This is a genomic window from Pseudomonas acericola (SeqCode), assembly GCF_053456465.1.
This window is the reverse complement of sequence record NZ_JBRFJB010000006.1, coordinates 1-22,718: the sequence shown is the minus strand read 5'-3', so window position 1 is coordinate 22,718 and position 22,718 is coordinate 1. Positions and strand designations below refer to the sequence as shown.

Sequence of the window (22,718 nt, the reverse complement as noted above, 5' to 3'; positions counted from 1 at the left end):
ATTCTCTCGACGGTCTCAGTTCACAGCGGACGTCGCTTCGACATGACGCGGCAAGGTCACCCGGATACGGGTGCCGCGTTGGCTTTCGGTGTCAGCCGGGCTGTCGATGGTGATTTGTCCATAATGCTCTTCAACGATGGAATAGACCAGTGCAAGGCCCAGACCGGTTCCTTCACCGGGGTCCTTGGTGGTGAAGAAGGGTTCGAACAATCGGTCCATGATGTTCTGTGGAATGCCGCTGCCCTCGTCCTCGACGATCAGGTCCACCGTGTGCTCGAAAGCCTCGGTCTTGACACGTACTGCACCGCCCGGCGGAGTGGCGTCGCGCGAGTTGGACAGCAGGTTGATCAGCACTTGGGCCAGGCGTTGTGAGTCGCCGTCGACCCAGTGGTCGGGATCGCACAAATTGAAAAACTGTACTTCGAAATTGCGCCGGTTCAGGGCCAGCAGCCCGATCGCATCCTGGGCCACTTCGGCCAGGCACACGGCTTCGTCCTGGTTCTGATGGGCGCCCGCGTGGGCAAAGCTCATCAGCGACTGCACGATGCGCGAAACACGTTTGGTCTGCTCAAGGATCTGCCCGCTGATTTCGGTGATCTCGCCGTCCTCTTCGCGCTCTTCCCGCAGGTTCTGCGCCAGGCAGGCGATACCGGTGATCGGATTGCCAATCTCGTGGGCCACGCCGGCTGCCAGGCGACCAATGCTGGCCAAGCGCTCGGAGTGCACCAGCTTGTCTTCGAGCATCTGGGTTTCAGTCAGGTCTTCCACCAGCAGTACCAGGCCGCTGTTACCCGGTGCCAGGGGCTCATCGATGGCGGCTTTGTGCAGGTTCAACCAACGAGTCTGGCCGTCGAGGGCCAGGTGCTGTTTGTGCAAGTGTTCGTCGGGAAGGTTGATAAACCCTTGCAGCAGTTCCTTCCAGGGATCGCCCAGGGTGTTCAGGCGCGAGCCGACCACGCGCTGCGCGGCGATGCCGGTGAGTTCCTCCATGGCCTTGTTCCACATCAGGATCTCTTGATCCTTGGCCAGGGAGCAGACGCCCATCGGTAGTTCTTGCAGGGTCTGGCGGTGGTAGCGGCGCAGGGCATCGAGTTCGGCGGCAAGGCCGGTGAGGCGCGAGTGGTAATCCTCCAGTCGGCTCTCGATGAAATGGATGTCTTCGGTGACGTAGTTTTCGCCGCCGGCCTTGTAGGGCAGGAATGTTTCCACCATGTCCTGGGACACACTCGGTCCCATCAAGCCGGAGAGGTTGGCCTCGATCCGATCACGCAGGCGGCGCAGGGCATACGGACGGCGTTCGTCGAACGGCAGGTAAAGATCGCGCAGCGCCTGCTCGACCTCTTTTTGCGCAGCCTTGGCACCCAAGGGTTTAGCAAGTTGCGTGGCGAACTCCTGGGGCGACGCCGCATGCAGCTCACGGCGTTGCGGGCGGCGTACGTTGTCCACGGCGCAGGCTTCGGCGGCGCTGGTTTCTTCCGGGCTGGCGTTGGTGAACAGCGAGATCAGGGTGAACATCAGCACGTTGGCGGCCAGGGACGCAATCGCGGCCATGTGCCAACTGGTGTCGTCGAGCACGTAGATCATGTTCAGCAAGGGGATGTAGAAGCCCTGCAAGTTGCCGACCAGCGGCAACAGCATGGTGACGATCCACACCAGAATGCCCGCCAGCAACCCGGCGATAAACCCGCGGCGATTGGCCGTCGGCCAGTACAGCACCGACAACACCCCCGGGAGGAATTGCAAGGTGGCAACAAAGGCAACGATGCCCAGGTTGGCCAGGTCCTGCCCGGCGCCCAGCAGCAGGTAGAAACCGTAGCCCGCCATGATGATCGCGACGATCAGCGCGCGGCGCGTCCACTTCAGCCAGCGGTAGATATTGCCTTCAGCCGGCGGCTGATACAGCGGCAGTACCAGGTGATTGAGGGCCATGCCCGACAGTGCGAGCGTGGTGACGATGATCAGCCCGCTGGCCGCCGACAAACCGCCGACATACGCGAGCATCGCCAAGGCCGGGCTGTTGGCCGCAATGCCGATGCCGAGGGTGAAGTATTCGGGGTTGGTGGTGGCGCCCAGTTTCAGCCCGGCCCACAGGATCAGCGGCACCGCCAGGCTCATCAGCAGCAGGAACAGCGGCAAGCCCCAGCTGGCGCTGACCAGCGAGCGCGGGTTGAGGTTCTCGGTGAAGGTCATGTGGTACATGTGCGGCATCACAATCGCCGAGGCGAAGAACACCAGCAGCAGCGTGCGCCACGGGCCTTCCTGCAGCGGCGTGTGCAAGGCGGCGAGGGCGGTCTGGTTTTGCAGCAGCCACAGTTCCAACTGTTGCGGGCCGTCGAACACGCCGTAGAGCGCATACAGGCCGACGCCGCCGATGGCGATCAGCTTGATCACCGACTCGAAGGCAATCGCAAATACCAGGCCTTCGTGTTTCTCGCGGGTGGCGATATGGCGCGAACCGAAGAAGATCGTGAACAACGTGATCAACGCGCAAAAGGCCAGCGCGACGCGATGTTGCACGGGCTCACGGGTGAGGATGCTGATGGAATCGGCCACGGCCTGGATTTGCAGGGCCAGCAACGGCAATACGCCGATCAACATGAAAATGGTGGTCAGTGCGCCGGCCCAGGTGCTGCGAAAGCGGAAGGCAAACAGGTCGGCCAGGGACGACAGCTGATAGGTGCGGGTGATCTTCAGGATCGGGTACAGCAACACCGGCGCCAGCAGGAACGCGCCGGACACGCCGAGGTAGCTGGACAAAAAGCCATAACCGTACTGATAGGCCAGGCCCACCGTGCCATAGAACGCCCAGGCACTGGCGTAGACGCCGAGGGACAAGGTGTAGGTCAACGGATGGCGAATGATCGCCCGCGGAATCATTCCGCGCTCACTGATCCAGGCCACCCCGAACAGCGCGGCCAGGTAGGCGGCGCTGACCAGCAGCATCTGGGTGAGGCTAAAGCTCATCGGCATCTTTTTGGCTCTGCAGGATGAAAGTCACGACGATCAGGATCAGCCACAGCAGATACGGGCGATACCAGGCGCCCGTGGCGTCGATCCACCAATCCATGATGGCGGGGGAAAACAGGTAGATCCCGACGACCAGCAGCAGGACCAATCGATAGATGTACATGTTGGCCTCTGTGTAAAAACGTGCGGCGATGGTAACGGATGGTTGGCAAGCTGCAAGCGCCTTCAGCTCAATTGCGCTTCGGCCAGCGTGAGTGTGCGCGGGATCCGTGTGGCATCCCAGTGCTGGATGCCCCAATCCAGCAGTTCCCGTGGGCTGGCGTGCAGCAACTCGTTGCCGGGTTGCTGGCCGAGGGCGCGCAAGGCCCTTAGCAGCAACGGCGTGGCCTGGTCGGGCGTCAACGGGGGCGAGCGGTAGGACTTGCCGAGCTTGTTGCCGTCCGGCTGGATGATCAACGGGACGTGCAGGTAGCGCGGCTGGCGCAGGCCCAGCAGTTCTTGCAGATACAGCTGGCGCGGCGTGGAGTCCAGCAGGTCGGCGCCGCGCACGATATCGGTGACACCTTGCCAGGCATCGTCGAGGACCACGGCCAGTTGGTAGGCGTAGAGGCCATCGCGGCGCCGGATGATGAAGTCGCCTACGTCGCGGCCCAGGTGTTGTCGGAATTCGCCTTGTACGCGGTCGGTAAAGTGGTACTCCAGCTCGGGAACACGCAAACGGATAGCGGCGTCTTGTTGATCGTGGCCGGCGTTGCGGCACAGGCCGGGGTAGATGCCGTTGTAGGGCTCCAACTGCTTGCGCGAGCAGGTACAGGCGTAGGCCAGGCCGTGGTTGAACATGTCGTTCAGCACTTTGGCGTAGGCGTCGTGCCGCTCGCTTTGTCGGACCAGCTCACCGTCCCACTCAAAGCCGTAGCTTTCCAGGGCGTGCAGAATCGCCGCCTGGGCGCCGGGCTCTTCACGCGGTGGGTCGAGGTCTTCCATGCGCATCAGCCAGCGGCCATGGTTGGCGCGGGCATCGAGGTAGGAGGCGAGGGCGGCGACCAGGGAGCCAAAGTGCAAATGGCCGCTGGGCGTGGGGGCGAAGCGCCCGATATAGGTAGAGGCTGTCATGGGCCGGATACTACTGGAAATTCGCTAAACGCCAGAAACAAAAATGGGGCGTTTGCACGCCCCATTCGTTCAGCCCGGCAGGATTACTTGCCGACCTGTTTTTCCTTGATTTCAGCCAAGGTCTTGCAGTCTACGCAGAGGTCCGCGGTTGGGCGGGCTTCCAGGCGACGGATACCGATTTCGACGCCGCAGGATTCGCACCAGCCGTATTCTTCGTCTTCGATCAGTTGCAGGGTCTTGTCGATTTTCTTGATCAGCTTGCGCTCGCGATCACGGGCGCGCAGTTCAAGGGCGAACTCCTCTTCCTGGCTGGCACGGTCTGCCGGGTCCGGGAAGTTGGCGGCTTCGTCCTTCATATGGTCAACCGTGCGGTCGACTTCCTGCATCAAGTCCTGCTTCCACTGCTTCAGGATTTTGGAGAAGTGTTCGCGCATGGGCTTGCCCATGTATTCCTCACCCTTCGATTCTACGTAGGGTTGGAAACCGCTGATGTTCTGTTGCTTTGCTTGGGTGGGCATGAATGGACCGCCTCTCACTCTTCTAATCCATTGCGCAGGATTGCAACATCACCGACACCTGCCGGCCCTGCGGCTGCAAGCGGGCGAACTTACCAGATAGATTCGGGGTGCGCCACTCCCGGTTGTCGAGGCCCCGCCCTGTACGGGTTGCGAACGGCTGCAAGAGGGGAGACAGCAGCCTCGAATGTTGATTTTAGTCGTTCTGGCGGCGCTTGCCCGAACCGCTTGGCGCGCGTCGTATGGCAATAGAGCGGGCGTTACGCGCGGGGTTGGGTAGAATCGACGCTTTGTACTTACCCGTTAAGGAAGGCTAATGGCTCAGCCCTACAGTGCGCGCAGTCGCGCCATCGAACCTTTTCATGTCATGGCGTTGCTGGCGCGGGCCAATGAGCTACAGGCCGCCGGGCACGATGTGATTCACCTGGAGATCGGCGAGCCGGATTTCACCACCGCCGAGCCGATTATCCAGGCCGGCCAGGCGGCACTGGCCAACGGCAAGACCCGCTATACTGCGGCCCGTGGCCTGCCGGAGTTGCGCGAAGCCATCAGCGGTTTCTACCAGCAACGTTACGGCTTGAACGTGGACCCGGAGCGCATCCTGATCACTCCCGGCGGCTCCGGCGCCTTGCTGTTGGCCAGCAGCCTGCTGGTGGACCCCGGCAAGCACTGGCTGCTCGCGGACCCCGGTTACCCGTGCAACCGGCACTTCCTGCGCCTGGTAGAAGGCGCGGCGCAGTTGGTGCCGGTTGGCCCGGAAGTGCGTTATCAATTGACCGCTGACCTGGTGGCCAAACACTGGGACGCGGACAGTGTCGGTGCGCTGGTCGCCTCGCCGGCCAACCCGACAGGTACGATCCTTACGCGGGATGAATTGGCCGGGTTGTCGAGTGCCATCAAGGCGCGCAACGGCCATCTGGTGGTAGACGAGATTTACCACGGCCTCACCTACGGCACCGATGCTGCGAGCGTGTTGGAAGTGGACGACGACGCCTTCGTCCTGAATAGTTTTTCGAAGTATTTCGGCATGACCGGTTGGCGCCTGGGTTGGCTGGTGGCACCGCCAGAAGCGGTCGGTGAGTTGGAAAAGCTCGCGCAGAACCTCTACATCAGCGCACCGAGCATGGCTCAGCATGCCGCACTCGCCTGTTTCACCCCACAAACCCTGAGCATCCTGGAAGAACGCCGCGCCGAATTCGGCCGCCGTCGCGATTTCTTGCTGCCAGCCTTGCGTGAGCTGGGGTTCGGCATTGCCGTCGAGCCGGAGGGGGCGTTCTATTTGTATGCCGATATCCGCGCGTTTGGCGGCGATGCCTTCGCGTTCTGCCGGCACTTCCTCGAAACCGAGCACGTGGCGTTTACGCCCGGGCTGGATTTCGGCCGTTATCAGGCTGGTCACCATGTGCGCTTTGCCTACACGCAAAACCTTGATCGGCTACAGGAGGCGGTGGACCGCATCGCCCGTGGCTTGCGGAGCTGGCAAGGCTGATGCGTTTTAATCCTCCCCTCGAAGAAGGTCGGCTGATTCGCCGTTACAAGCGTTTTCTCACCGATATCGAAACCGTTACCGGCGAGTTGCTCACCATTCACTGCCCCAACACCGGCTCGATGCTCAATTGCATGGTGGAAGGCGGGCAGGTCTGGTTCAGCCGCTCCAATGACCCCAAGCGCAAGCTGCCCGGCACCTGGGAAATCGCCGAGACACCCCAAGGGCGCTTGGCCTGCGTGAACACCGCGCGCGCCAATCAACTGATCGAGGAGGCGTTGCACGCCGGGGTGATCAGTGAGCTCAACGGCTTTACGGCCTTGAAGCGTGAAGTGCCTTACGGCCAGGAGAACAGCCGCATCGACTTTCGACTGGACTATGCCGACGGTGCGGCGTACGTCGAAGTCAAAAGCGTCACCCTGGGCTTTGATGGCAGCGCAGTGGCGGCTTTCCCCGATGCGGTGACGCAGCGCGGGGCCAAGCACTTGCGCGAGTTGGCGCACCTGGCCCGCGACGGTGTGCGGGCGGTGCAGTTGTATTGCGTCAACCTGTCGGGGATCGAGGCAGTGCGCCCGGCCGTGGAGATCGATCCCGCTTACGCCGCTGCATTGCGTGAAGCCAAGGCCGCCGGTGTCGAGGTGTTGGCGTACGGCGTGCGGGTGACTGCTGAGGAAGTGTGTGTGGACCGGCGCCTTGAGGTACTGCTCGACTAGAGTTCCACCCACAGGCCCTGTGCGTCTTCACGGCCGGGCAGGGCGGTGAGGCTTTGCCCGGCGCACGGGCCGGAGATGCACTCACCGCTTTCGATCAGGAACAAGGCGCCGTGGGTGGCGCACTGGATCAGGCTGGCGCTGGTGTCGAGGAACTGGTCGGTCTGCCATTCCAGCGGGATGCCGCGATGCGGGCAGCGGTTGATATAGAAGTAGGCAACGCCGTCACGGCGCACCGCCAACAATTTGCAACCATCGAGTTCAAAACCGCGGCTGCTGTCGGGCGCGAGAGTGTCGGAGGGGCAGAGAAACTTCATTTCAATCCTTAAGTGCCTTGACGTTCAAATGCAAACAATTATCAAATGCCGGCTTCGCCCGTTAGCTGACTGGGCGCTCAGTACGATGCCAGGCAGGGATTATCTGTCACATCGTCGGGTGCTCGTAAGGCCCCGCCTCTGGAAGGAAACCCTGTTATGCGCCTGAGTACCAGCGCTATTGCGCTTGTTGTCGGACTGCTGGTCAACCACGGGGCGCAAGCCTCTGAACTGCCGCAACGCTGGGTCAGTGCCGGTGGGGCGCTTTCGGAGTGGGTGACGGCCCTGGGCGGTGAGTCGAAGCTGGTGGGGGTGGACACCACCAGTCAGCACCCGGCGTCACTCAAGGCCTTGCCGAGCATTGGTTATCAGCGACAACTGTCGGCGGAGGGCATCCTGAGCCTGCGTCCGCAGATCCTGGTGGGCACCGAGGAAATGGGCCCGCCGCCGGTACTGGCACAGATCCGCAGCGCCGGCGTGCAAGTGGAAATGTTCTCGGCCCAGCCGGACTTGCCGACGCTGCAAGGCAATCTTCAGCACCTGGGCAAGCTGCTGGGTGATGAGGGCAAGGCCAGTGAATTGTTTGCCGGGTATGAGCAGGCCCTGGACCAGCAAAAGAGCTGGCTGACCAAGGCGCAAGCCACGCAAAAAGCCCCGGGTGTGTTGCTGTTGCTCGGCCATGCAGGCGGCAAGCCGCTGATCGCGGGTAAAGACACGGCGGCAGATTGGGTGCTGCAACAGGCGGGCGGGCACAATCTGGCAACCCATACGGGCTACAAGCCATTTTCCGTGGAGTCGCTGGCGGGCTTGAGCCCTGATGTGCTGGTGTTTTCTGATCGCGCCCTGAGCGGTGATGCGGCGCGGGCGGCCTTGTTCAAGGAAAACCCGATCCTGGCGGCAACCCCTGCGGCCAAGAGTGGGCGGGTGTTTGAGTTGGACCCGACGCTGCTGGTCGGTGGGCTCGGGCCGCGCTTGCCGCACAGCCTGGTGCAGTTGTCCGCCGGGTTTTACCCGTCCCAGGCCAAGCCCGCTCCATGACCACTCTGGTTAAACCCAAGACGCTGTTTATCGGGCTGGCGCTGTTGTGTGTGCTGGCGATCTGGCTGTCGTTAGCCCTGGGCCCGGTCAGCCTGCCGTTGCTGGATACGCTCAAGGCGGCGTTGCGCTTGATGGGCGTGCCCATTGACGGCCAAGGGCTGGAGCAGGCGGAGCTGATCCTGGGGCAGATCCGTTTGCCGCGCACATTGCTGGGGTTGGCGGTGGGCGGCGTGCTGGCATTGTCGGGTGTGGCGATGCAGGGCTTGTTTCGCAACCCGCTGGCGGATCCGGGGTTGGTCGGTGTGTCCAGCGGCGCCGCGCTGGGGGCGGCCATTGCGATTGTCGGTGGAACGTTTTTTGGCGGCTTGCCGGATGCGTTCGGTCCGTACCTGTTGTCGTTGTGCGCGTTTCTCGGTGGGTTGGGTGTCACCGCGCTGGTGTATCGACTGGGGCGGCGTAACGGCCAGACCAATGTCGCAACGATGCTGCTGGCTGGTATTGCGCTGACGGCACTCGCCAGTTCGGCTGTGGGTTTATTTACCTACCTGGCGGATGACGCCACCTTGCGCACCTTGACCTTCTGGAACCTGGGCAGCCTCAATGGCGCCAGCTATTCGCGGCTGTGGCCGTTGTTGCTGGTGAGCGCCGGCGTCGCACTGTGGTTGCCGCGCCGGGCCAAGGCGTTGAACGCGCTGCTGCTGGGCGAGTCGGAGGCCAGCCATCTCGGGATTGACGTTGAGCGGCTCAAGCGCGAACTGGTGTTCTGCACGGCCCTGGGTGTGGGCGCGGCAGTGGCGGCGGCGGGGATGATCGGTTTTGTCGGCTTGGTGGTGCCGCACCTGGTGCGCTTGCTGGCGGGGCCGGATCATCGCGTGCTGCTGCCGGCCTCGGTGCTGGCGGGGGCGAGTTTGTTGCTGTTTGCCGACCTGGTGGCGCGCCTGGCCCTGGCGCCGGCGGAATTGCCCATCGGCATTGTGACGGCGTTTATCGGCGCGCCATTTTTTCTTTACCTGTTGTTGCGGGGGCGTGCCTGATGCTGCGTGTGGAAGACTTGCAGATCCGGCGCGGACGCAAAACCGTGCTGGCGGATGTCACCCTGCAATTGTTGCCGGGGGAAGTGCTCGGTGTGCTGGGCCCCAATGGTGCGGGCAAAAGCACGTTGCTTGGGGCGTTGTGTGGTGAGTTGCAGCCGGACCAGGGCGGCGTGTGGTTGGATCAGCGGCCCTTGGGCGATTGGAGTGGCGCGGAGCGTGCGCAACGGTTGGCTGTGTTGCCGCAAACCTCGACTCTGGATTTTGCTTTCCGTGTCGAAGAAGTCGTCGGCATGGGGCGCTTGCCCCATCAGACCGGGCGGGTGCGCGATGACGAAATTATCGCGGCGGCGTTGCAGGCTGCGGATGTCGGGCATTTGAGCGGTCGCAGTTATCTTGCTTTGTCTGGCGGTGAGCGTCAGCGCGTGCACCTGGCGCGGGTGCTGGCGCAGTTATGGCCGGGCGAGGCGGGACAGACATTGTTGCTGGATGAGCCGACGTCGATGCTGGATCCCTTGCATCAACACACGACCTTGCAAGCCATTCGCACCTTTGCGGATCGCGGTGCAGCCGTGTTGGTGATCCTGCATGACCTGAACCTGGCGGCGCGCTACTGCGATCGGATTCTGTTGCTGGAGGACGGCCGTCCCCATGCCCTGGATACGCCGGCGCTGGTGATGCGCCCGGAGCCGCTGAAAGCAGTGTTTGGCTTGGATGTGTTGGTGCAACCCCATCCAGAGCGCGGGCATCCGCTGATTATCGCGCGCTGAGATCAGCTTTTTCACAGGCAAAAAAAGACCCGGCAAGAGCCGGGTCAAATAACCGTGATTAGCCTGATGAGGAGATAATCTGAGAGTCCGAACCAATGGTCTTTCAGTTATCGGCTGATCTCGCGACCAGTTGTGATAATCATAACGATTCTCATTTGAGAGTCAACATTTGTTTTTGCACTCACTTCGGCTTTTCTCAAACGCCCGTTTGGAATGCCCGAAATTGCTGGGCTTGGTTAGCGCTCTAATTTTTTTGGCGTGCCGAGATAGCATCCAATTGACGGTTCAACGCCTCCTTGCGTTCGGCTGGAATATCGTTCCAGTGAACATCCATCAATGCCCCTTCGATTGCATACAGCAGTACTTTCGATGCGCGGAACCCGCGAGTCCGCACAGCTCGATAGGCATCGACCGCGCCTAGGCGGCGTAAGTCGGACGCACTGTGGATGCCCACCGCATGCAGCCACTGTGCCGACGTCTTGCCGAGGTTTTTCAGGTGTTGCAGCTCATCGTTCATCAAGCCTCCTTGCGACGGCCGAATGGTTCGGTGGGTATCGTGACCAGGCAAGCCTGAAAAGGAGTGTAGCGCTCAGTAGGAAAAGCGTGGTTCTTTGGCCGGAAGCGGCCTAAAAGCTTATAAGAATGATCCGAGGATTTTTTGCCAGGCAGGCGCAAACCCCGGCGCACGGGTGCGCTCCGGGGTTTTTATGCAAGAAGTTACTTGGTGCGGTAGCGCAGGCGCGTACCGAAATTGACCGACATGAGGATCTCATCGGCGGTCAGCTCAGGCGGGAAGTAGGTGCCCGAGATTTGTGCATGGGCCAGGCTGGCGCCCTCCAGTGAGCAGTCGCGCAAGTCCAGGCCGCGCAAGTCGGCAGAGCGGAAGTAGGCGTCGGTAAAGTCCACGCCTACAGCGTTCAAGTCACGTAGATCCAGCCCGCGGAAATCGCCGCCGCGCATGTCGATGGTGCCGTCTTTCGGGCGTTCCTGGTTGAAGCCGCGGATATCGTCTTTATGCAGGAGCGAATAGAGCGGGGTATCAAGAAGCTTGGGCTGACTCATGACAACGACTCCTGTTGGATTTATGACGCCATTATAGTGCCACTATCGCTTGGCCGTGCGCCCAAAGTAGGTGACACGGCCAAGAAATATTTCTTACAGACCCGGCAGGCGCTGGCGGATGTGCGCCACCAAGGCGTCCAACGTCCCGCTTTCATTGGTTTCGACGCGCTTGCTCAGGAGCAGTTCTTCGGCGGTCAGTGGGTCGCGATTGGCTTGCTGTTCGTCGATTACTGCCAATGTGGCGTCGGAAGGGTCGTTTTTATCCGCCTGACGCTGTGCCAGCCAGCTCTCGATAACGGCCCGTGGTGCGTTGCAGTCCAGGATCAGGAAGGGCGCGCCGGTGGCTTCGGCAACCTTGGCGGCGGCTTCGCGTTGGGTGCGCTTCAGGAAAGTGGCATCCAGCACGACTGGGAAACCGGCGCGCAGCACGGTCGCGGCGAGCTCATTCAAGCGTGCGTAGGTAGCGGCGCTGGCGTCGGCCGCATAGATGCCGGCCTGTGGCGTGTTTTCCACCTGCTGCTCGCCGAACAGGCGCTTGCGTTCCACATCCGAACGCAGACGCACGGCGCCGAGGGCTTCGACCAGGCGCATGGACACCTGGCTTTTACCGACGGCAGAAACACCGTGGGTGATCGCCAGGAAACGCGACGGGATGGTGCTGTAGCTTTCTGCCAGGTTGGCGTAGTTGCGGTACTGGCGCAGGCTGGTGGCACGCTGCACTGGAGTGGCGTCGCCCGGCATGCTGAACAGCGCAATCTTGGCGCGTACCAAGGCGCGGTAGGCTTTGTAGAAGTTCAGCACTTCCAGGCCTTGATAGTCGCCGGTCAGCTCCAGGTATTGGCTGATGAAACGCCGCGCCAGGGATTTGAGGCCACGGTCTTCCAGGTCCATCGCCAGGAAGCCGGTGTCGGCGTAAACGTCGGTGAAGCGGAACGGTTCATTGAACTCGATGCAGTCGAAGATCACGACCTGGCCATCGATCAGGGTGGCGTTACCCAAGTGGATGTCACCGTGGCATTCACGGGTGAAACCCTCCAGTTTGCGCTGGGCAAACAGCGGCTTGAGGCGTTCGAAGCTGCTTTCGGCCCAGGCTTGCAGAGCGTCCAGTTGGGTCAGGTCCGCCTTGTCGCTGAGGAACGGGCGGATCTGGTCGAAGTTCTGGCGAACCGGTGCCATGAGCTCATCCGGGGTGCCGGCCGGGTGGTCTTGCGGGACTTTCGGCGCCGTGAGGTGGAAATGTGCAATCTGCTTGGCCATCTCATCGATGTGCGCGGCGGTCAGTTCGCCGTTGGCTTGCAGGGTGCTGAGCAACTGGCTTTGCGGGAACTGGCGCATTTTCAGCGCGTACTCGATGGCCGGGCCCTCGCCACCCAGTTGCGGGGCTTCGGCAGTGCCGGTGATCGGCAATACTTCAAGGTACAAATCTTCGGTCAGGCGCGCGTTGAGACGCAGCTCTTCACGGCAGAAGTGGCCGCGATCTTCCAGCGATGTGAAGTCCAGGAAGCCGAAGTTCATCGGCTTCTTCAATTTATAAGCGTAAGGACCGGTGAGCACGACCCAGGAAATATGGGTCTCGATAACTTGGAACGCTTCAACCGGATGAGGGTACAAAGCCGGGTTTTGCAGGGCTGCGATCAGGGACTGGCTCACGGGCGATCCTTCAAAGACTGGGGGAAATCATGGCGGGCATTATGGCTGCTGGCGCCTGCCATGCAAACCGCTGTCCGGCTCATGTTGAACATCAACAAAGTGCGTATAATCCGCCGCCATGACTCGAACCCGATCTCCCCGTTCCCGTAAAAAACCTCCTTCCCGCGGCCTGCGCCCGTGGCTGGGCTGGGCGCTCAAGCTCAGTCTGGTGGGCCTTGTGGTACTTGCCGGCTTTGCGGTGTACCTCGACGCTGTGGTGCAGGAGAAGTTCTCCGGCAAGCGCTGGACCATTCCGGCCAAGGTGTACGCACGCCCGCTGGAGTTGTTCACCGGCCAGAAGCTGAGCAAGGATGACTTCCTCACCGAGCTCGATGCGCTGGGCTATCGCCGTGAACCCGTGAGCAACGGCCCGGGCGCGGCGGCGGTCAGCGGCAATACCGTCGATCTGAACACCCGTGGCTTCCAGTTCTATGAAGGCCTGGAAAAAGCCCAACCGGTGCGCGTGCGTTTCTCCGGCGACTACGTGGCCGAACTGGCGTCCCTCAACGGCTCGAAGCTGCCGGTGGTGCGCCTGGAACCGCTGATGATCGGCGGCATTTACCCGAAGAACCTTGAAGATCGCATCCTGATCAAGCTTGATCAGGTGCCGCCGTACCTGCTCGAAACCCTGGTCGCCGTAGAAGACCGCGATTTCTACAGCCACTGGGGCGTCTCGCCGAAGTCGATTGCCCGCGCAGTCTGGGTGAACACCTCCGGCGGCAAGATGACCCAGGGCGGCAGTACGCTGACGCAACAATTGGTCAAGAACTTCTACCTGACCAATGAGCGCAGCCTGACCCGCAAGCTCACCGAGGCCATGATGGCGATGCTGCTGGAGCTGCACTACAGCAAGCAGGAGATCCTCGAGGCGTACCTCAATGAGGTCTTCGTCGGCCAGGACGGCCAGCGCGCGGTGCACGGTTTCGGCTTGGCCAGCCAGTTCTTCTTTGGCCAGCCGCTGTCCGAACTCAAGTTGCATCAGGTCGCGTTGCTGGTCGGCATGGTCAAGGGCCCGTCCTACTACAACCCGCGGCGCAACCCGGAGCGTGCGCTGGAGCGCCGCAACCTGGTGTTGGATGTACTGGAACAGCAGGGCGTTGCCACCGCTGAACAAGTGGCGGCGGCGAAAAAGATGCCGCTGGGCGTCACCACGCGCGGCAAACTGGCCGACAGTTCGTTCCCGGGCTTTATCGACCTGGTCAAGCGCCAACTGCGCGAAGACTACCGCGACGAAGACTTGACCGAAGAAGGCCTGCGGATCTTCACCAGTTTCGATCCGATCCTGCAGATGAAGGCCGAAGCGTCGGTCAACGACACCTTCAAGCGCATGACGGGCCGCAAAGGCGCGGATGAAGTCGAAGCGGCCATGGTCGTGACCAACCCGGAGACCGGTGAGGTCCAGGCAATGGTGGGCAGCCGCCAGGCCAGTTTTGCCGGTTTCAACCGTGCACTGGATGCGGTGCGGCCGATTGGCTCGCTGGTCAAGCCGGCGGTCTACCTGACGGCGTTGGAGAAACCAAGCAAATACACCCTGACCAGTTGGCTGTCGGATGATCCGCTGTCGGTCAAAGGTGGCGATGGCCAGGTGTGGACACCGCAGAACTTCGACCGTCGTTCCCACGGTACGGTGTTCCTGTACCAAGGGCTGGCGCATTCCTACAACATCTCCACCTCTCGCCTCGGGCTTGAAGTGGGCGTGCCGAATGTGTTGAAAACCCTCGCTCGCCTGGGCATCACCCGTGAATTCCCGGCTTTCCCGTCGATCCTGCTGGGTGCCGGCGCGATGACGCCGATGGAAGTCGCGACCATGTACCAGACCCTGGCCAACGGTGGTTTCAATACCCCGATGCGTGGGATTCGTAGCGTGCTGACCGCCGAAGGTGAGCCGCTCAAGCGTTATCCGTTCCAGATTCAGCAACGTTTCGATGCAGGCTCCATCTACCTGATCCAGAACGCCATGCAGCGCGTGATGCGTGAAGGTACCGGTGCCTCGGTCTATAAGGTGCTGCCATCGAACCTGACACTGGCAGGCAAGACCGGTACCAGTAACGACTCGCGTGACAGCTGGTTCGCCGGCTTCGGCCAGGATGTGCTGGCGGTGGTGTGGATGGGCCGTGATGACAACGGCAAGACCCCGTTCACCGGGGCGACCGGCGCGCTGCAAGTCTGGACCAGTTTCATGCGCAAGGCCGACCCGCTGCCATTGAACATGCCGCAGCCGGACAACATCGTGCAGGCCTGGATTGATCCGCACACGGGGCAGGGCTCCGATGCCAACTGTCCGGGCGCGGTACAGATGCCGTATATTCGCGGCAGCGAGCCACCACCCGGCGCCGCGTGCGGTGGCAGTGCCCCTGCTGACGCGGATTCGGTGATGGATTGGGTCAAGGGCTGGATGAATTAAGCAAAGAGGGTTTCACGTGAACAAGTGGTTGTTTCCAGCTATTACAACTCTGGCTTTGCTCGGTGGTTGCTCCAGCGTGCAGCGCGGCTCCATCCCTGTGGTGGATTCGAGCACTGCGGTGTCCAACAGCGACCGTATCTCGGCCAATGGCGGCTTCCGCCAGACCGTGACGAATCGTCCCGCTCAAGCCCGTCCGCAGGCTGTGCCGCAGGATTCTGGCGTGGTGGTGATGGTGCCGGGTGGCGGTGCTGCTACCGCCGCGCCGATCAGCGCAGAGCCTTGGACCCCGGGGCCAAGCACCTCCGGTCCAATTGATGCCGCGCCGATTCAAACGGCGCCGATCAACCAGGGCACTTACAACATGCCATCGACGCCGAGCGGCATTCCGTCGTCCTCAAACTCCGGTGGCCTGTCGGCTGACGAGCAACTGGACGGCCCGGTATTGGCGCTGCTGACCACTGCCCAGCAACAGCAGGCCGGTGGCGATCTCAATGGCGCGTCGTCCAGCCTGGAGCGTGCCCAGCGTGTTGCGCCTCGCGAGCCGCAAGTGCTGTATCGCCTGGCCCAGGTGCGCATGGCCCAGGGTGATGCGCCGCAAGCCGAACAGTTCGCCCGTCGCGGCCTGACGCTGGCCAACGGTCGTCCCGACTTGCAAGCCAACCTGTGGGCACTGATCGGTGATGCGCGTGCGGCCCAAGGCGATGCCGCCGGTGCCGCCCAGGCACGGCAAAAAGGCAAGGTTACCTACTGATGGATGTGCGTTTTCCTGCGATTGCCGAGCAGTTGTTGCTGATTGAGCGCGAGTTGCGCGTGCAGGGCTGGTGGGGCGAGGTGTCCCCCAGCGTCGAGGCGCTCAGCAGTGTCGAGCCCTTTTCGGTCGATACCTTGGACTTTCACCAGTGGTTGCAATGGATCTTCCTGGCGCGCATGAAGCAGATCCTCGAACAGGATCTGCCGTTGCCGAATGCGTCGGGCATCTTGGAGATGGCGGAAATGGTCTACGCCGACCGCCCGCGAGAGAGCCTTGGATTGCGTAACGCGCTGAAAAAGTTCGATCAATTGATCGTCGACGCTCGTTAATTGCCTGACTGCCGGGTTTTCCGGCAGTCTTGCGCACATTTCTACCGCTTGACGACATTCAGGCGAGTTTTATCCCTCCTCAAAGCCCTTTCTTCTACGTTCTCATGCGCTTAGTTGGAAAAAAGCGCAATTATTGCTTGACTTGAACGGCCTGAAACAGAAGAATCCAAAGTCCGCTGTATCGGGACTGCCAGAAGCAGGCCCGCTCGGCAGATCATGAGGCGCACATCCGCGCCGACCTGTTACACCCGCAACGCGTTACCTCGCGCTGGGTGGGAAAAGCCCGCAACACTTGGGACGATCCCAATACTTGCTCAGTCAGTGCTGACGTAGTCGGCGACCACCGTCGCTCATGCTCTGTTGAGAAGTAAACCTATTAAGACCCGTCGGTTTTCAACGGACGGTATTCTGGCGTTTTAGAGGTGAACAACGTGGAGCTTTTATCTGGTGGTGAGATGCTCGTCCGCTTTTTGCGTGACGAAGGCGTCGACTATATCTACGGGTACCCAGGTGGTGCTCTGCTGCATGTCTACGACGCGCTGTTCAAGGAACCGGCTGTTAATCACATCCTGGTTCGCCACGAACAGGCCGCGACCCATATGGCTGACGGTTATGCCCGTGCCACCGGTAAAGCCGGTGTGGTACTGGTAACGTCCGGCCCAGGCGCAACCAATGCCATCACTGGCATCGCGACTGCGTATATGGACTCCATCCCGATGGTGATCATTTCCGGCCAGGTGCCAAGCACCATGGTGGGCACCGACGCATTCCAGGAAACCGACATGATCGGTATCTCCCGGCCGATCGTGAAACACAGCTTCATGATCAAGCATGCCTCGGAAATCCCGGAAGTCATGAAAAAGGCGTTCTACCTCGCGCAGTCCGGTCGCCCGGGTCCTGTGGTGGTCGATATCCCTAAGGACATGACCAACCCAGCGGAAAAATTCGAATACGTCTTCCCGAAGAAAGCCAAGCTGCGCTCCTACAGCCCGGCAGTCCGTGGGCACTCGGGGCAAATCCGCAAGGCGGCAGAAATGCTCCTGGCGGCCAAGCGCCCTGTGCTGTACTCGGGCGGTGGCGTGATTCTGGGCGGCGGTTCCGCACCGCTGACCGAACTGGCCAAGATGCTCAACCTGCCAGTGACCAACACCCTGATGGGCCTTGGCGCATTCCCGGGCACCGACCGTCAGTTCGTCGGCATGCTGGGTATGCACGGCAGCTACACCGCCAACCTGGCCATGCACCACGCTGACGTGATCCTGGCGGTCGGTGCGCGCTTCGATGACCGCGTGATCAACGGCCCGAGCAAATTCTGCCCGAATGCCAAGATCATCCACATCGACATCGATCCGGCGTCCATCTCCAAGACCATCAAGGCCGATGTGCCGATTGTAGGTCCTGTGGAAAGCGTGCTGACCGAAATGGTCGCTGCGCTGAAGGACATCGGCGAAACGCCAAACAAGGAGTCCGTTGCCAGCTGGTGGAAACAGATCGACGAATGGCGCGGCGACCGCGGCCTGTTCCCTTATGACAAGGGCGACGGCAGCGTCATCAAGCCACAAACCGTGATCGAAACCCTGTGCGAAGTGACCAAGGGCGACGCCTTTGTAACCTCCGACGTGGGCCAACACCAGATGTTCGCCGCGCAGTACTACAAGTTCGATAAACCCAACCGCTGGATCAACTCCGGTGGCCTGGGCACGATGGGCTTTGGTTTTCCGGCGGCCATGGGTGTGAAGCTGAGCTTCCCGGACACCGACGTTGCATGCGTGACCGGTGAAGGCAGCATCCAGATGAACATCCAGGAATTGTCGACCTGCTTGCAGTACGGCCTTCCGGTGAAGATCGTCTGCCTGAACAACGGCGTACTGGGCATGGTTCGCCAGTGGCAGGACATGAGCTACAACAGCCGTCACTCCCACTCCTACATGGAGTCGCTGCCAGATTTCGTCAAATTGGTTGAAGCCTATGGCCACGTCGGCATTCGCATCACCGATCTGAAAGATCTGAAGCCGAAGATGGAAGAGGCGTTCGCCATGAAGGACCGCCTGGTGTTCATCGATATCAAGGTGGATACCAGCGAGCACGTCTACCCGATGCAGATCAAAGACGGCTCTATGCGCGACATGTGGCTGAACAAGACGGAGCGTACTTAATCATGCGGCATATTATCTCCCTGCTTCTGGAGAACGAACCCGGCGCTCTGTCTCGTGTTGTCGGTCTGTTTTCGCAACGCAACTACAACATCGAAAGCCTGACCGTGGCCCCGACCGAAGACCCGACTCTGTCGCGCCTGACGTTGACCACCGTAGGCCATGATGAGGTGATCGAGCAGATCACCAAGAACCTCAACAAGCTGATCGAAGTGGTCAAGCTGGTCGACCTGTCGGAAAGTGCCCACATTGAGCGCGAGCTGATGCTGGTTAAAGTCAAGGCCACGGGTGCTCAACGTGCCGAGATCAAGCGCACTACCGATATTTATCGCGGGCAGATCGTCGATGTGAGCGCCAGTGTTTATACCGTTCAACTGACCGGTACGAGCGACAAGCTGGACAGCTTCATCCAGTCGATCGGGACGGCCTCGATTCTGGAAACGGTACGCAGTGGTGTCACCGGGATTGCCCGTGGCGACAAAGTACTCAGCATCTAACCCAAATTAGTGAATGGCCTTACGGCCTGGATATATAGAGGAACCTCATGAAAGTTTATTACGAAAAAGATTGTGACCTGTCGATCATCCAGGGCAAGAAAGTCGCCATCATCGGCTACGGCTCCCAGGGCCACGCTCAAGCGTGCAACCTGAAAGACTCCGGCGTTGACGTGACCGTTGGCCTGCGTAAAGGCTCGGCCACTGTTGCCAAAGCTGAAGCCCACGGCCTGAAAGTGACTGACGTTGCTTCCGCTGTTGCTGCTGCCGACCTGGTCATGATCCTGACCCCGGACGAGTTCCAGTCCGCGCTGTACAAGAACGAAATCGAGCCGAACATCAAGAAGGGCGCCACCCTGGCCTTCTCCCACGGCTTCGCGATCCACTACAACCAGGTTGTGCCGCGCGCTGACCTCGACGTGATCATGATCGCGCCGAAAGCACCGGGCCACACCGTGCGTTCCGAGTTCGTCAAAGGCGGCGGTATCCCTGACCTGATCGCGATCTACCAGGACGCTTCGGGCAACGCCAAGAACGTTGCGCTGTCCTACGCCGCTGGCGTTGGCGGTGGTCGTACCGGCATCATCGAAACCACCTTCAAGGACGAGACTGAAACCGACCTGTTCGGCGAGCAAGCCGTTCTGTGCGGCGGTACCGTTGAGCTGGTGAAAGCTGGCTTCGAAACCCTGGTTGAAGCTGGCTACGCGCCAGAAATGGCCTACTTCGAGTGCTTGCACGAACTGAAGCTGATCGTTGACCTCATGTACGAAGGCGGTATCGCCAACATGAACTACTCGATCTCCAACAACGCCGAATACGGCGAGTACGTGACCGGCCCGGAAGTGATCAACGCCGAGTCCCGCCAGGCCATGCGCAACGCCCTGAAACGTATTCAGGACGGCGAATACGCCAAAATGTTCATCACCGAAGGCGCTACCGGCTACCCTTCGATGACCGCCAAGCGTCGTAACAACGCCGCTCACGGTATCGAAGTCATCGGCGAGCAACTGCGCTCCATGATGCCGTGGATCGGTGCCAACAAGATCGTCGACAAAGCCAAAAACTAAGTCGCACGCATCAAGGGAAAACGCGGCTTAGGCCGCGTTTTTTCGTTTGGGGGGCAGGTTCTGGTATAAAGCTGCATCGTTTGCGGGCGAATACTCGCCGCAAGTATCAGTCGAATTTTTTTCACACCGTTGCAAGGTAAAGTCCATGAGCGAACGTCCCGAAGAGCCAAACCAGGCTTCTGACGCCGAAAGCCTGCTACCGATCGATGAGCATGTCGAAGAAGGGCATGACGCGGAAGGCCGCAAGGTCCGGCATCGTGGCATCTATCTGCTGCCCAACCTGTTCACCACGGCGAACCTGTTTGCCGGGTTCTATTCCATCATCAACTCCATGAGCGCCCAAAGTGCGTTGGCGGCGGGCGATGCGGTCAGTGCCAGCAAATACTTCGGTTTTGCTGCCATCGCAATCTTTGTTGCCATGGTGCTCGACGGCCTGGATGGGCGTGTGGCGCGCATGACCAATACCCAAAGTGCCTTCGGTGCCGAGTACGACTCGCTGTCGGACATGGTTGCCTTTGGTGTTGCACCTGCGTTGCTGGCATTTGCCTGGGCGCTGGGTGATATGGGCAAGGTCGGCTGGATGGTCGCCTTTATCTATGTCGCGGGGGCTGCTTTGCGCCTGGCGCGTTTCAATACTCAGGTGGGGACCGCTGACAAGCGTTACTTCATCGGCCTGGCCAGCCCGGCTGCAGCGGGTGTGGTAGCGGGGATCGTCTGGGCGTTCAGTGACTACGGCATCCAGGGTTCGAAGATGTCGTTCCTGGTGGCCTTGATGGTTGCGGCGGCCGGCATGCTGATGGTCAGCAATATCAAGTACAACAGCTTCAAGGAGCTGGATCTCAAGGGGCGTGTGCCTTTTGTGGCAATCCTGGCCGTTGTGCTGGTGTTCGCCGTGGTCTTCAGTGATCCGCCGCGGATTCTGCTGTTGGCGTTCCTGGTCTATGCGGCGTCGGGCCCGGTCCAGTACTTGCTGCACCTGCGTCGGGACAAAACATTGCCTTAATGTAATTTCCCCCATACTCCGCAGTCTATTGGTGCATCAGTTCTCCAATGCTGCGGAGTTGCCATGTTAATCAAATTGCCAAAAGCGTCCGATTGCCACGAGTCGGATGTCACGCCTGAATCCCTTTATTTCTCTCGCCGCAGCTTGCTCGGTGGTGCGCTCGCCGGTATTGCTGCCAGCAGCTTACCGCGCTGGGCCAGTGCGGATGATGCCTCGCGGTACGCCGATGTCGAGCCGGGCAAGGCGCCGAAGTGGTTTGCCGAGAAACTGCGGGGCACCCAATGGCAGGCGGTGACGGTAAAAGACGAAGCGATAACGCCCTTCAAGGATGCAACCCACTACAACAACTTCTATGAGTTCGGCACCGGCAAAGGTGACCCGGCAACGAACGCCGGCTCGCTCAAGACTGAGCCCTGGAGTGTTGTGATTGATGGTGAGGTTGCAAAGCCGGGGCGTTATGCCCTGGAAGACTTCATGAAACCGTATCAGTTGGAGGAGCGGATCTACCGCTTGCGTTGTGTCGAGGCGTGGTCGATGGTCATTCCCTGGATCGGCTTCCCGATCTCGGCTTTGCTCAAGCAGGTCGAACCGACGTCCAAGGCCAAGTACATTCGATTTGAGACGCTCCAGGATCCGAAGAGCATGCCGGGCCAGCGTTCAAGCTTTGGCCTGATCGACTGGCCTTATATAGAAGGGTTGCGTCTGGATGAGGCGATGAACCCTTTGGCGATCCTTGCCGTTGGCATGTACGGGCGTGAGCTGCCTAACCAGAATGGCGCACCGTTGCGCTTGGTGGTGCCGTGGAAGTACGGCTTCAAAAGCGTGAAGTCCATCGTGCGCATCAGTCTCGTGAGTGAGCAGCCGAAAACCACCTGGCAGAGTATTGCGGCGGATGAGTATGGGTTCTACGCGAATGTGAACCCCACGGTTGATCATCCGCGCTGGACCCAGGCGCGGGAGCGGCGCCTGCCGAGTGGGCTGTTCAGTCCCAATGTGCGTGAGACGCAGATGTTCAATGGCTACTCGGATGAGGTTGCCTCTCTTTATAGCGGCCTGGATTTGCGGAAGAACTACTGATGCGCTATCCAATCTGGCGCCTCGGCGTCTTTATCGCGTCGGCAGTGTGGCCGCTATTCTGGCTATACGAAGCGTGGAGCTCGGTTCTCGGGCCTGATCCAGGCAAGGTGCTGGTGGATCGACTTGGTCTCGGAACGTTGATCCTTTTGCTGATTACCCTTGGAATGACGCCGCTGCAGAAGCTCAGCGGTTGGGCAGGGTGGATAGCTGTGCGCCGGCAGTTGGGGTTGTGGTGCTTTGCTTATGTAGTGCTGCATTTGGCGGCTTATTGCGTGTTTGTCCTTGGGCTTGATTGGTCGCAGCTGGGGGTTGAGCTGCGTAAGCGGCCTTACATAATTGTGGGGGCGTTGGGCTTCTTGTCGCTTTTGGTGTTGGCAGTGACTTCAAATCGCTATAGCCAGCGACGTTTGGGCAGTCGGTGGAAGAAATTGCATCGTCTGGTTTACGTGATTCTCGGGCTGGGCTTGCTGCATATGTTGTGGATCGTGCGAGCCGATCTGAAGGAGTGGGTTGTCTATGCTTCTATAGGTGCGCTGCTTTTGGTCTTGCGGATTCCGCCAGTGATGCGCCGAATACCACGTCTTATTGCTAAAAAAGCACCTTCTGCAACAAAAGCGTAATTAACGGTTGACGGCAGATTCCAGATGTCTATAATTCGCCCCACTTCCGGCGCAGTCGAAACGGAAAACTCCTTGGTAAACAATGAGTTATGTAGGTTTCGGCAGTGGGTTGCTTCAGTTTATCG

22 protein-coding genes are annotated in these 22,718 nt (G+C 60.5%); 14 read left to right on the top strand and 8 right to left on the bottom strand.

The features are described 5' to 3' along the window. Nucleotides 1–15 precede the first annotated feature (15 nt). The 4 genes from ACU688_RS21385 to dksA form a co-directional block, all read right to left on the bottom strand. The gene (locus tag ACU688_RS21385) at nt 16–2,970 is read right to left on the bottom strand and encodes a sensor histidine kinase (RefSeq protein ID WP_448186314.1); all 2,955 of its coding nucleotides are present in this window, start codon (nt 2,968–2,970) and stop codon (nt 16–18) included. Beyond that, entirely contained in the window at nt 2,954–3,130 is a 177-nt protein-coding gene (locus ACU688_RS21380; protein WP_003176118.1) for a hypothetical protein, read from the bottom strand. The genes ACU688_RS21385 and ACU688_RS21380 overlap by 17 nt, the downstream gene beginning before the upstream one ends. 62 nt (nt 3,131–3,192) lie before the next feature. Then, nucleotides 3,193–4,080: a tRNA glutamyl-Q(34) synthetase GluQRS gene (gluQRS, locus tag ACU688_RS21375; RefSeq protein WP_448186313.1), complete on the bottom strand. Its 888-nt coding sequence runs from the start codon at nt 4,078–4,080 to the stop codon at nt 3,193–3,195. Between the two features lie 83 nt (nt 4,081–4,163). Then, nucleotides 4,164–4,598, bottom strand: a complete 435-nt coding sequence (gene dksA, locus ACU688_RS21370; RefSeq protein WP_017734143.1) for an RNA polymerase-binding protein DksA — start codon at nt 4,596–4,598, stop codon at nt 4,164–4,166. Nucleotides 4,599–4,911: 313 nt separating this feature from the next. On the opposite strand from dksA, the gene ACU688_RS21365 reads away from it, so the two are divergent. Beyond that, a complete protein-coding gene (locus tag ACU688_RS21365) occupies nt 4,912–6,084 on the top strand; it encodes a pyridoxal phosphate-dependent aminotransferase (RefSeq protein WP_448186312.1) in 1,173 nt (390 codons plus the stop codon). Then, nucleotides 6,084–6,794 carry a DNA/RNA nuclease SfsA gene (sfsA, locus tag ACU688_RS21360; RefSeq protein WP_448186311.1) on the top strand — a complete coding sequence of 237 codons (711 nt, stop codon included), beginning with the start codon at nt 6,084–6,086 and terminating at the stop codon, nt 6,792–6,794. The genes ACU688_RS21365 and sfsA overlap by 1 nt, the downstream gene beginning before the upstream one ends. Here the strand turns inward: sfsA and ACU688_RS21355 are convergent. After that, on the bottom strand, nt 6,791–7,108 hold the full coding sequence (locus ACU688_RS21355) for a Rieske (2Fe-2S) protein (RefSeq protein WP_448186310.1): 318 nt from the start codon (nt 7,106–7,108) through the stop codon (nt 6,791–6,793). The genes sfsA and ACU688_RS21355 overlap by 4 nt on opposite strands. 156 nt (nt 7,109–7,264) lie before the next feature. Between ACU688_RS21355 and ACU688_RS21350 the strand changes: the two genes are divergently transcribed. Genes ACU688_RS21350 through ACU688_RS21340 form a run of 3 tightly spaced genes read left to right on the top strand, consistent with a single transcriptional unit; the run spans nt 7,265 to nt 9,944 of the window. Beyond that, the gene (locus ACU688_RS21350; RefSeq protein ID WP_448186309.1) at nt 7,265–8,143 is read left to right on the top strand and encodes a heme/hemin ABC transporter substrate-binding protein; all 879 of its coding nucleotides are present in this window, start codon (nt 7,265–7,267) and stop codon (nt 8,141–8,143) included. 50 nt (nt 8,144–8,193) lie between these two features. Next, nucleotides 8,194–9,177 carry an iron chelate uptake ABC transporter family permease subunit gene (locus ACU688_RS21345; RefSeq protein WP_207045613.1) on the top strand — a complete coding sequence of 328 codons (984 nt, stop codon included), beginning with the start codon at nt 8,194–8,196 and terminating at the stop codon, nt 9,175–9,177. Then, complete coding sequence (locus ACU688_RS21340; protein ID WP_448186308.1) at nt 9,177–9,944, top strand: heme ABC transporter ATP-binding protein; 768 nt, start codon at nt 9,177–9,179, stop codon at nt 9,942–9,944. The genes ACU688_RS21345 and ACU688_RS21340 overlap by 1 nt, the downstream gene beginning before the upstream one ends. Nucleotides 9,945–10,188: 244 nt before the next feature. On the opposite strand, the gene ACU688_RS21335 is transcribed toward ACU688_RS21340, so the two are convergent. The 3 genes from ACU688_RS21335 to ACU688_RS21325 all read right to left on the bottom strand — a co-directional run bounded on the left by ACU688_RS21335 (nt 10,189) and on the right by ACU688_RS21325 (nt 12,656). Next, on the bottom strand, nt 10,189–10,461 hold the full coding sequence (locus ACU688_RS21335; RefSeq protein WP_010562703.1) for a TfoX/Sxy family protein: 273 nt from the start codon (nt 10,459–10,461) through the stop codon (nt 10,189–10,191). 200 nt (nt 10,462–10,661) lie between these two features. Beyond that, entirely contained in the window at nt 10,662–11,006 is a 345-nt protein-coding gene (locus ACU688_RS21330) for a pentapeptide repeat-containing protein (protein WP_448186307.1), read from the bottom strand. A 93-nt stretch (nt 11,007–11,099) separates the two neighbouring features. Next, nucleotides 11,100–12,656: a bifunctional aminoglycoside phosphotransferase/ATP-binding protein gene (locus ACU688_RS21325; protein WP_448186306.1), complete on the bottom strand. Its 1,557-nt coding sequence runs from the start codon at nt 12,654–12,656 to the stop codon at nt 11,100–11,102. Nucleotides 12,657–12,774: 118 nt separating this feature from the next. On the opposite strand from ACU688_RS21325, the gene mrcB reads away from it, so the two are divergent. From mrcB to msrQ, 9 genes are all read left to right on the top strand, one after another. Next, a complete protein-coding gene (gene mrcB / locus ACU688_RS21320) occupies nt 12,775–15,099 on the top strand; it encodes a penicillin-binding protein 1B (RefSeq protein WP_026136436.1) in 2,325 nt (774 codons plus the stop codon). A 16-nt stretch (nt 15,100–15,115) separates the two neighbouring features. Beyond that, nucleotides 15,116–15,850 carry a tetratricopeptide repeat protein gene (locus ACU688_RS21315; protein WP_448186305.1) on the top strand — a complete coding sequence of 245 codons (735 nt, stop codon included), beginning with the start codon at nt 15,116–15,118 and terminating at the stop codon, nt 15,848–15,850. Beyond that, nucleotides 15,850–16,179 (top strand): YqcC family protein, encoded by a 330-nt coding sequence (locus ACU688_RS21310; RefSeq protein ID WP_448186304.1) that lies wholly within the window; start codon nt 15,850–15,852, stop codon nt 16,177–16,179. The genes ACU688_RS21315 and ACU688_RS21310 overlap by 1 nt, the downstream gene beginning before the upstream one ends. A 431-nt stretch (nt 16,180–16,610) precedes the next feature. Beyond that, complete coding sequence (locus ACU688_RS21305) at nt 16,611–18,335, top strand: acetolactate synthase 3 large subunit (RefSeq protein ID WP_026136434.1); 1,725 nt, start codon at nt 16,611–16,613, stop codon at nt 18,333–18,335. A gap of 2 nt (nt 18,336–18,337) precedes the next feature. Beyond that, entirely contained in the window at nt 18,338–18,829 is a 492-nt protein-coding gene (gene ilvN / locus ACU688_RS21300; RefSeq protein WP_003176102.1) for an acetolactate synthase small subunit, read from the top strand. Nucleotides 18,830–18,876: 47 nt separating this feature from the next. Continuing rightward, entirely contained in the window at nt 18,877–19,893 is a 1,017-nt protein-coding gene (gene ilvC, locus ACU688_RS21295) for a ketol-acid reductoisomerase (protein ID WP_099584822.1), read from the top strand. 145 nt (nt 19,894–20,038) lie between these two features. Next, on the top strand, nt 20,039–20,896 hold the full coding sequence (gene pssA / locus ACU688_RS21290) for a CDP-diacylglycerol--serine O-phosphatidyltransferase (RefSeq protein WP_124527730.1): 858 nt from the start codon (nt 20,039–20,041) through the stop codon (nt 20,894–20,896). 63 nt (nt 20,897–20,959) lie between these two features. Next, a complete protein-coding gene (gene msrP, locus ACU688_RS21285) occupies nt 20,960–21,973 on the top strand; it encodes a protein-methionine-sulfoxide reductase catalytic subunit MsrP (RefSeq protein WP_448186303.1) in 1,014 nt (337 codons plus the stop codon). After that, nucleotides 21,973–22,593: a protein-methionine-sulfoxide reductase heme-binding subunit MsrQ gene (gene msrQ / locus ACU688_RS21280; protein ID WP_448186302.1), complete on the top strand. Its 621-nt coding sequence runs from the start codon at nt 21,973–21,975 to the stop codon at nt 22,591–22,593. Before msrP ends, msrQ begins: the two co-directional genes overlap by 1 nt. Nucleotides 22,594–22,718 lie beyond the last annotated feature (125 nt).

Excerpts from the sequence above, each read along its gene's own strand:
- ACU688_RS21385 (WP_448186314.1), bottom strand. The coding sequence starts at position 2,970 with ATGCCGATGAGCTTTAGCCTCACCCAGATGCTGCTGGTCAGCGCCGCC.
- ACU688_RS21380 (WP_003176118.1), bottom strand. The coding sequence starts at position 3,130 with ATGTACATCTATCGATTGGTCCTGCTGCTGGTCGTCGGGATCTACCTG.
- gluQRS (WP_448186313.1), bottom strand. The coding sequence starts at position 4,080 with ATGACAGCCTCTACCTATATCGGGCGCTTCGCCCCCACGCCCAGCGGC.
- dksA (WP_017734143.1), bottom strand. The coding sequence starts at position 4,598 with ATGCCCACCCAAGCAAAGCAACAGAACATCAGCGGTTTCCAACCCTAC.
- ACU688_RS21365 (WP_448186312.1), top strand. The coding sequence starts at position 4,912 with ATGGCTCAGCCCTACAGTGCGCGCAGTCGCGCCATCGAACCTTTTCAT.
- sfsA (WP_448186311.1), top strand. The coding sequence starts at position 6,084 with ATGCGTTTTAATCCTCCCCTCGAAGAAGGTCGGCTGATTCGCCGTTAC.
- ACU688_RS21355 (WP_448186310.1), bottom strand. The coding sequence starts at position 7,108 with ATGAAGTTTCTCTGCCCCTCCGACACTCTCGCGCCCGACAGCAGCCGC.
- ACU688_RS21350 (WP_448186309.1), top strand. The coding sequence starts at position 7,265 with ATGCGCCTGAGTACCAGCGCTATTGCGCTTGTTGTCGGACTGCTGGTC.
- ACU688_RS21340 (WP_448186308.1), top strand. The coding sequence starts at position 9,177 with ATGCTGCGTGTGGAAGACTTGCAGATCCGGCGCGGACGCAAAACCGTG.
- ACU688_RS21335 (WP_010562703.1), bottom strand. The coding sequence starts at position 10,461 with ATGAACGATGAGCTGCAACACCTGAAAAACCTCGGCAAGACGTCGGCA.
- ACU688_RS21330 (WP_448186307.1), bottom strand. The coding sequence starts at position 11,006 with ATGAGTCAGCCCAAGCTTCTTGATACCCCGCTCTATTCGCTCCTGCAT.
- mrcB (WP_026136436.1), top strand. The coding sequence starts at position 12,775 with ATGACTCGAACCCGATCTCCCCGTTCCCGTAAAAAACCTCCTTCCCGC.
- ACU688_RS21310 (WP_448186304.1), top strand. The coding sequence starts at position 15,850 with ATGGATGTGCGTTTTCCTGCGATTGCCGAGCAGTTGTTGCTGATTGAG.
- ilvN (WP_003176102.1), top strand. The coding sequence starts at position 18,338 with ATGCGGCATATTATCTCCCTGCTTCTGGAGAACGAACCCGGCGCTCTG.
- ilvC (WP_099584822.1), top strand. The coding sequence starts at position 18,877 with ATGAAAGTTTATTACGAAAAAGATTGTGACCTGTCGATCATCCAGGGC.
- pssA (WP_124527730.1), top strand. The coding sequence starts at position 20,039 with ATGAGCGAACGTCCCGAAGAGCCAAACCAGGCTTCTGACGCCGAAAGC.
- msrP (WP_448186303.1), top strand. The coding sequence starts at position 20,960 with ATGTTAATCAAATTGCCAAAAGCGTCCGATTGCCACGAGTCGGATGTC.
- msrQ (WP_448186302.1), top strand. The coding sequence starts at position 21,973 with ATGCGCTATCCAATCTGGCGCCTCGGCGTCTTTATCGCGTCGGCAGTG.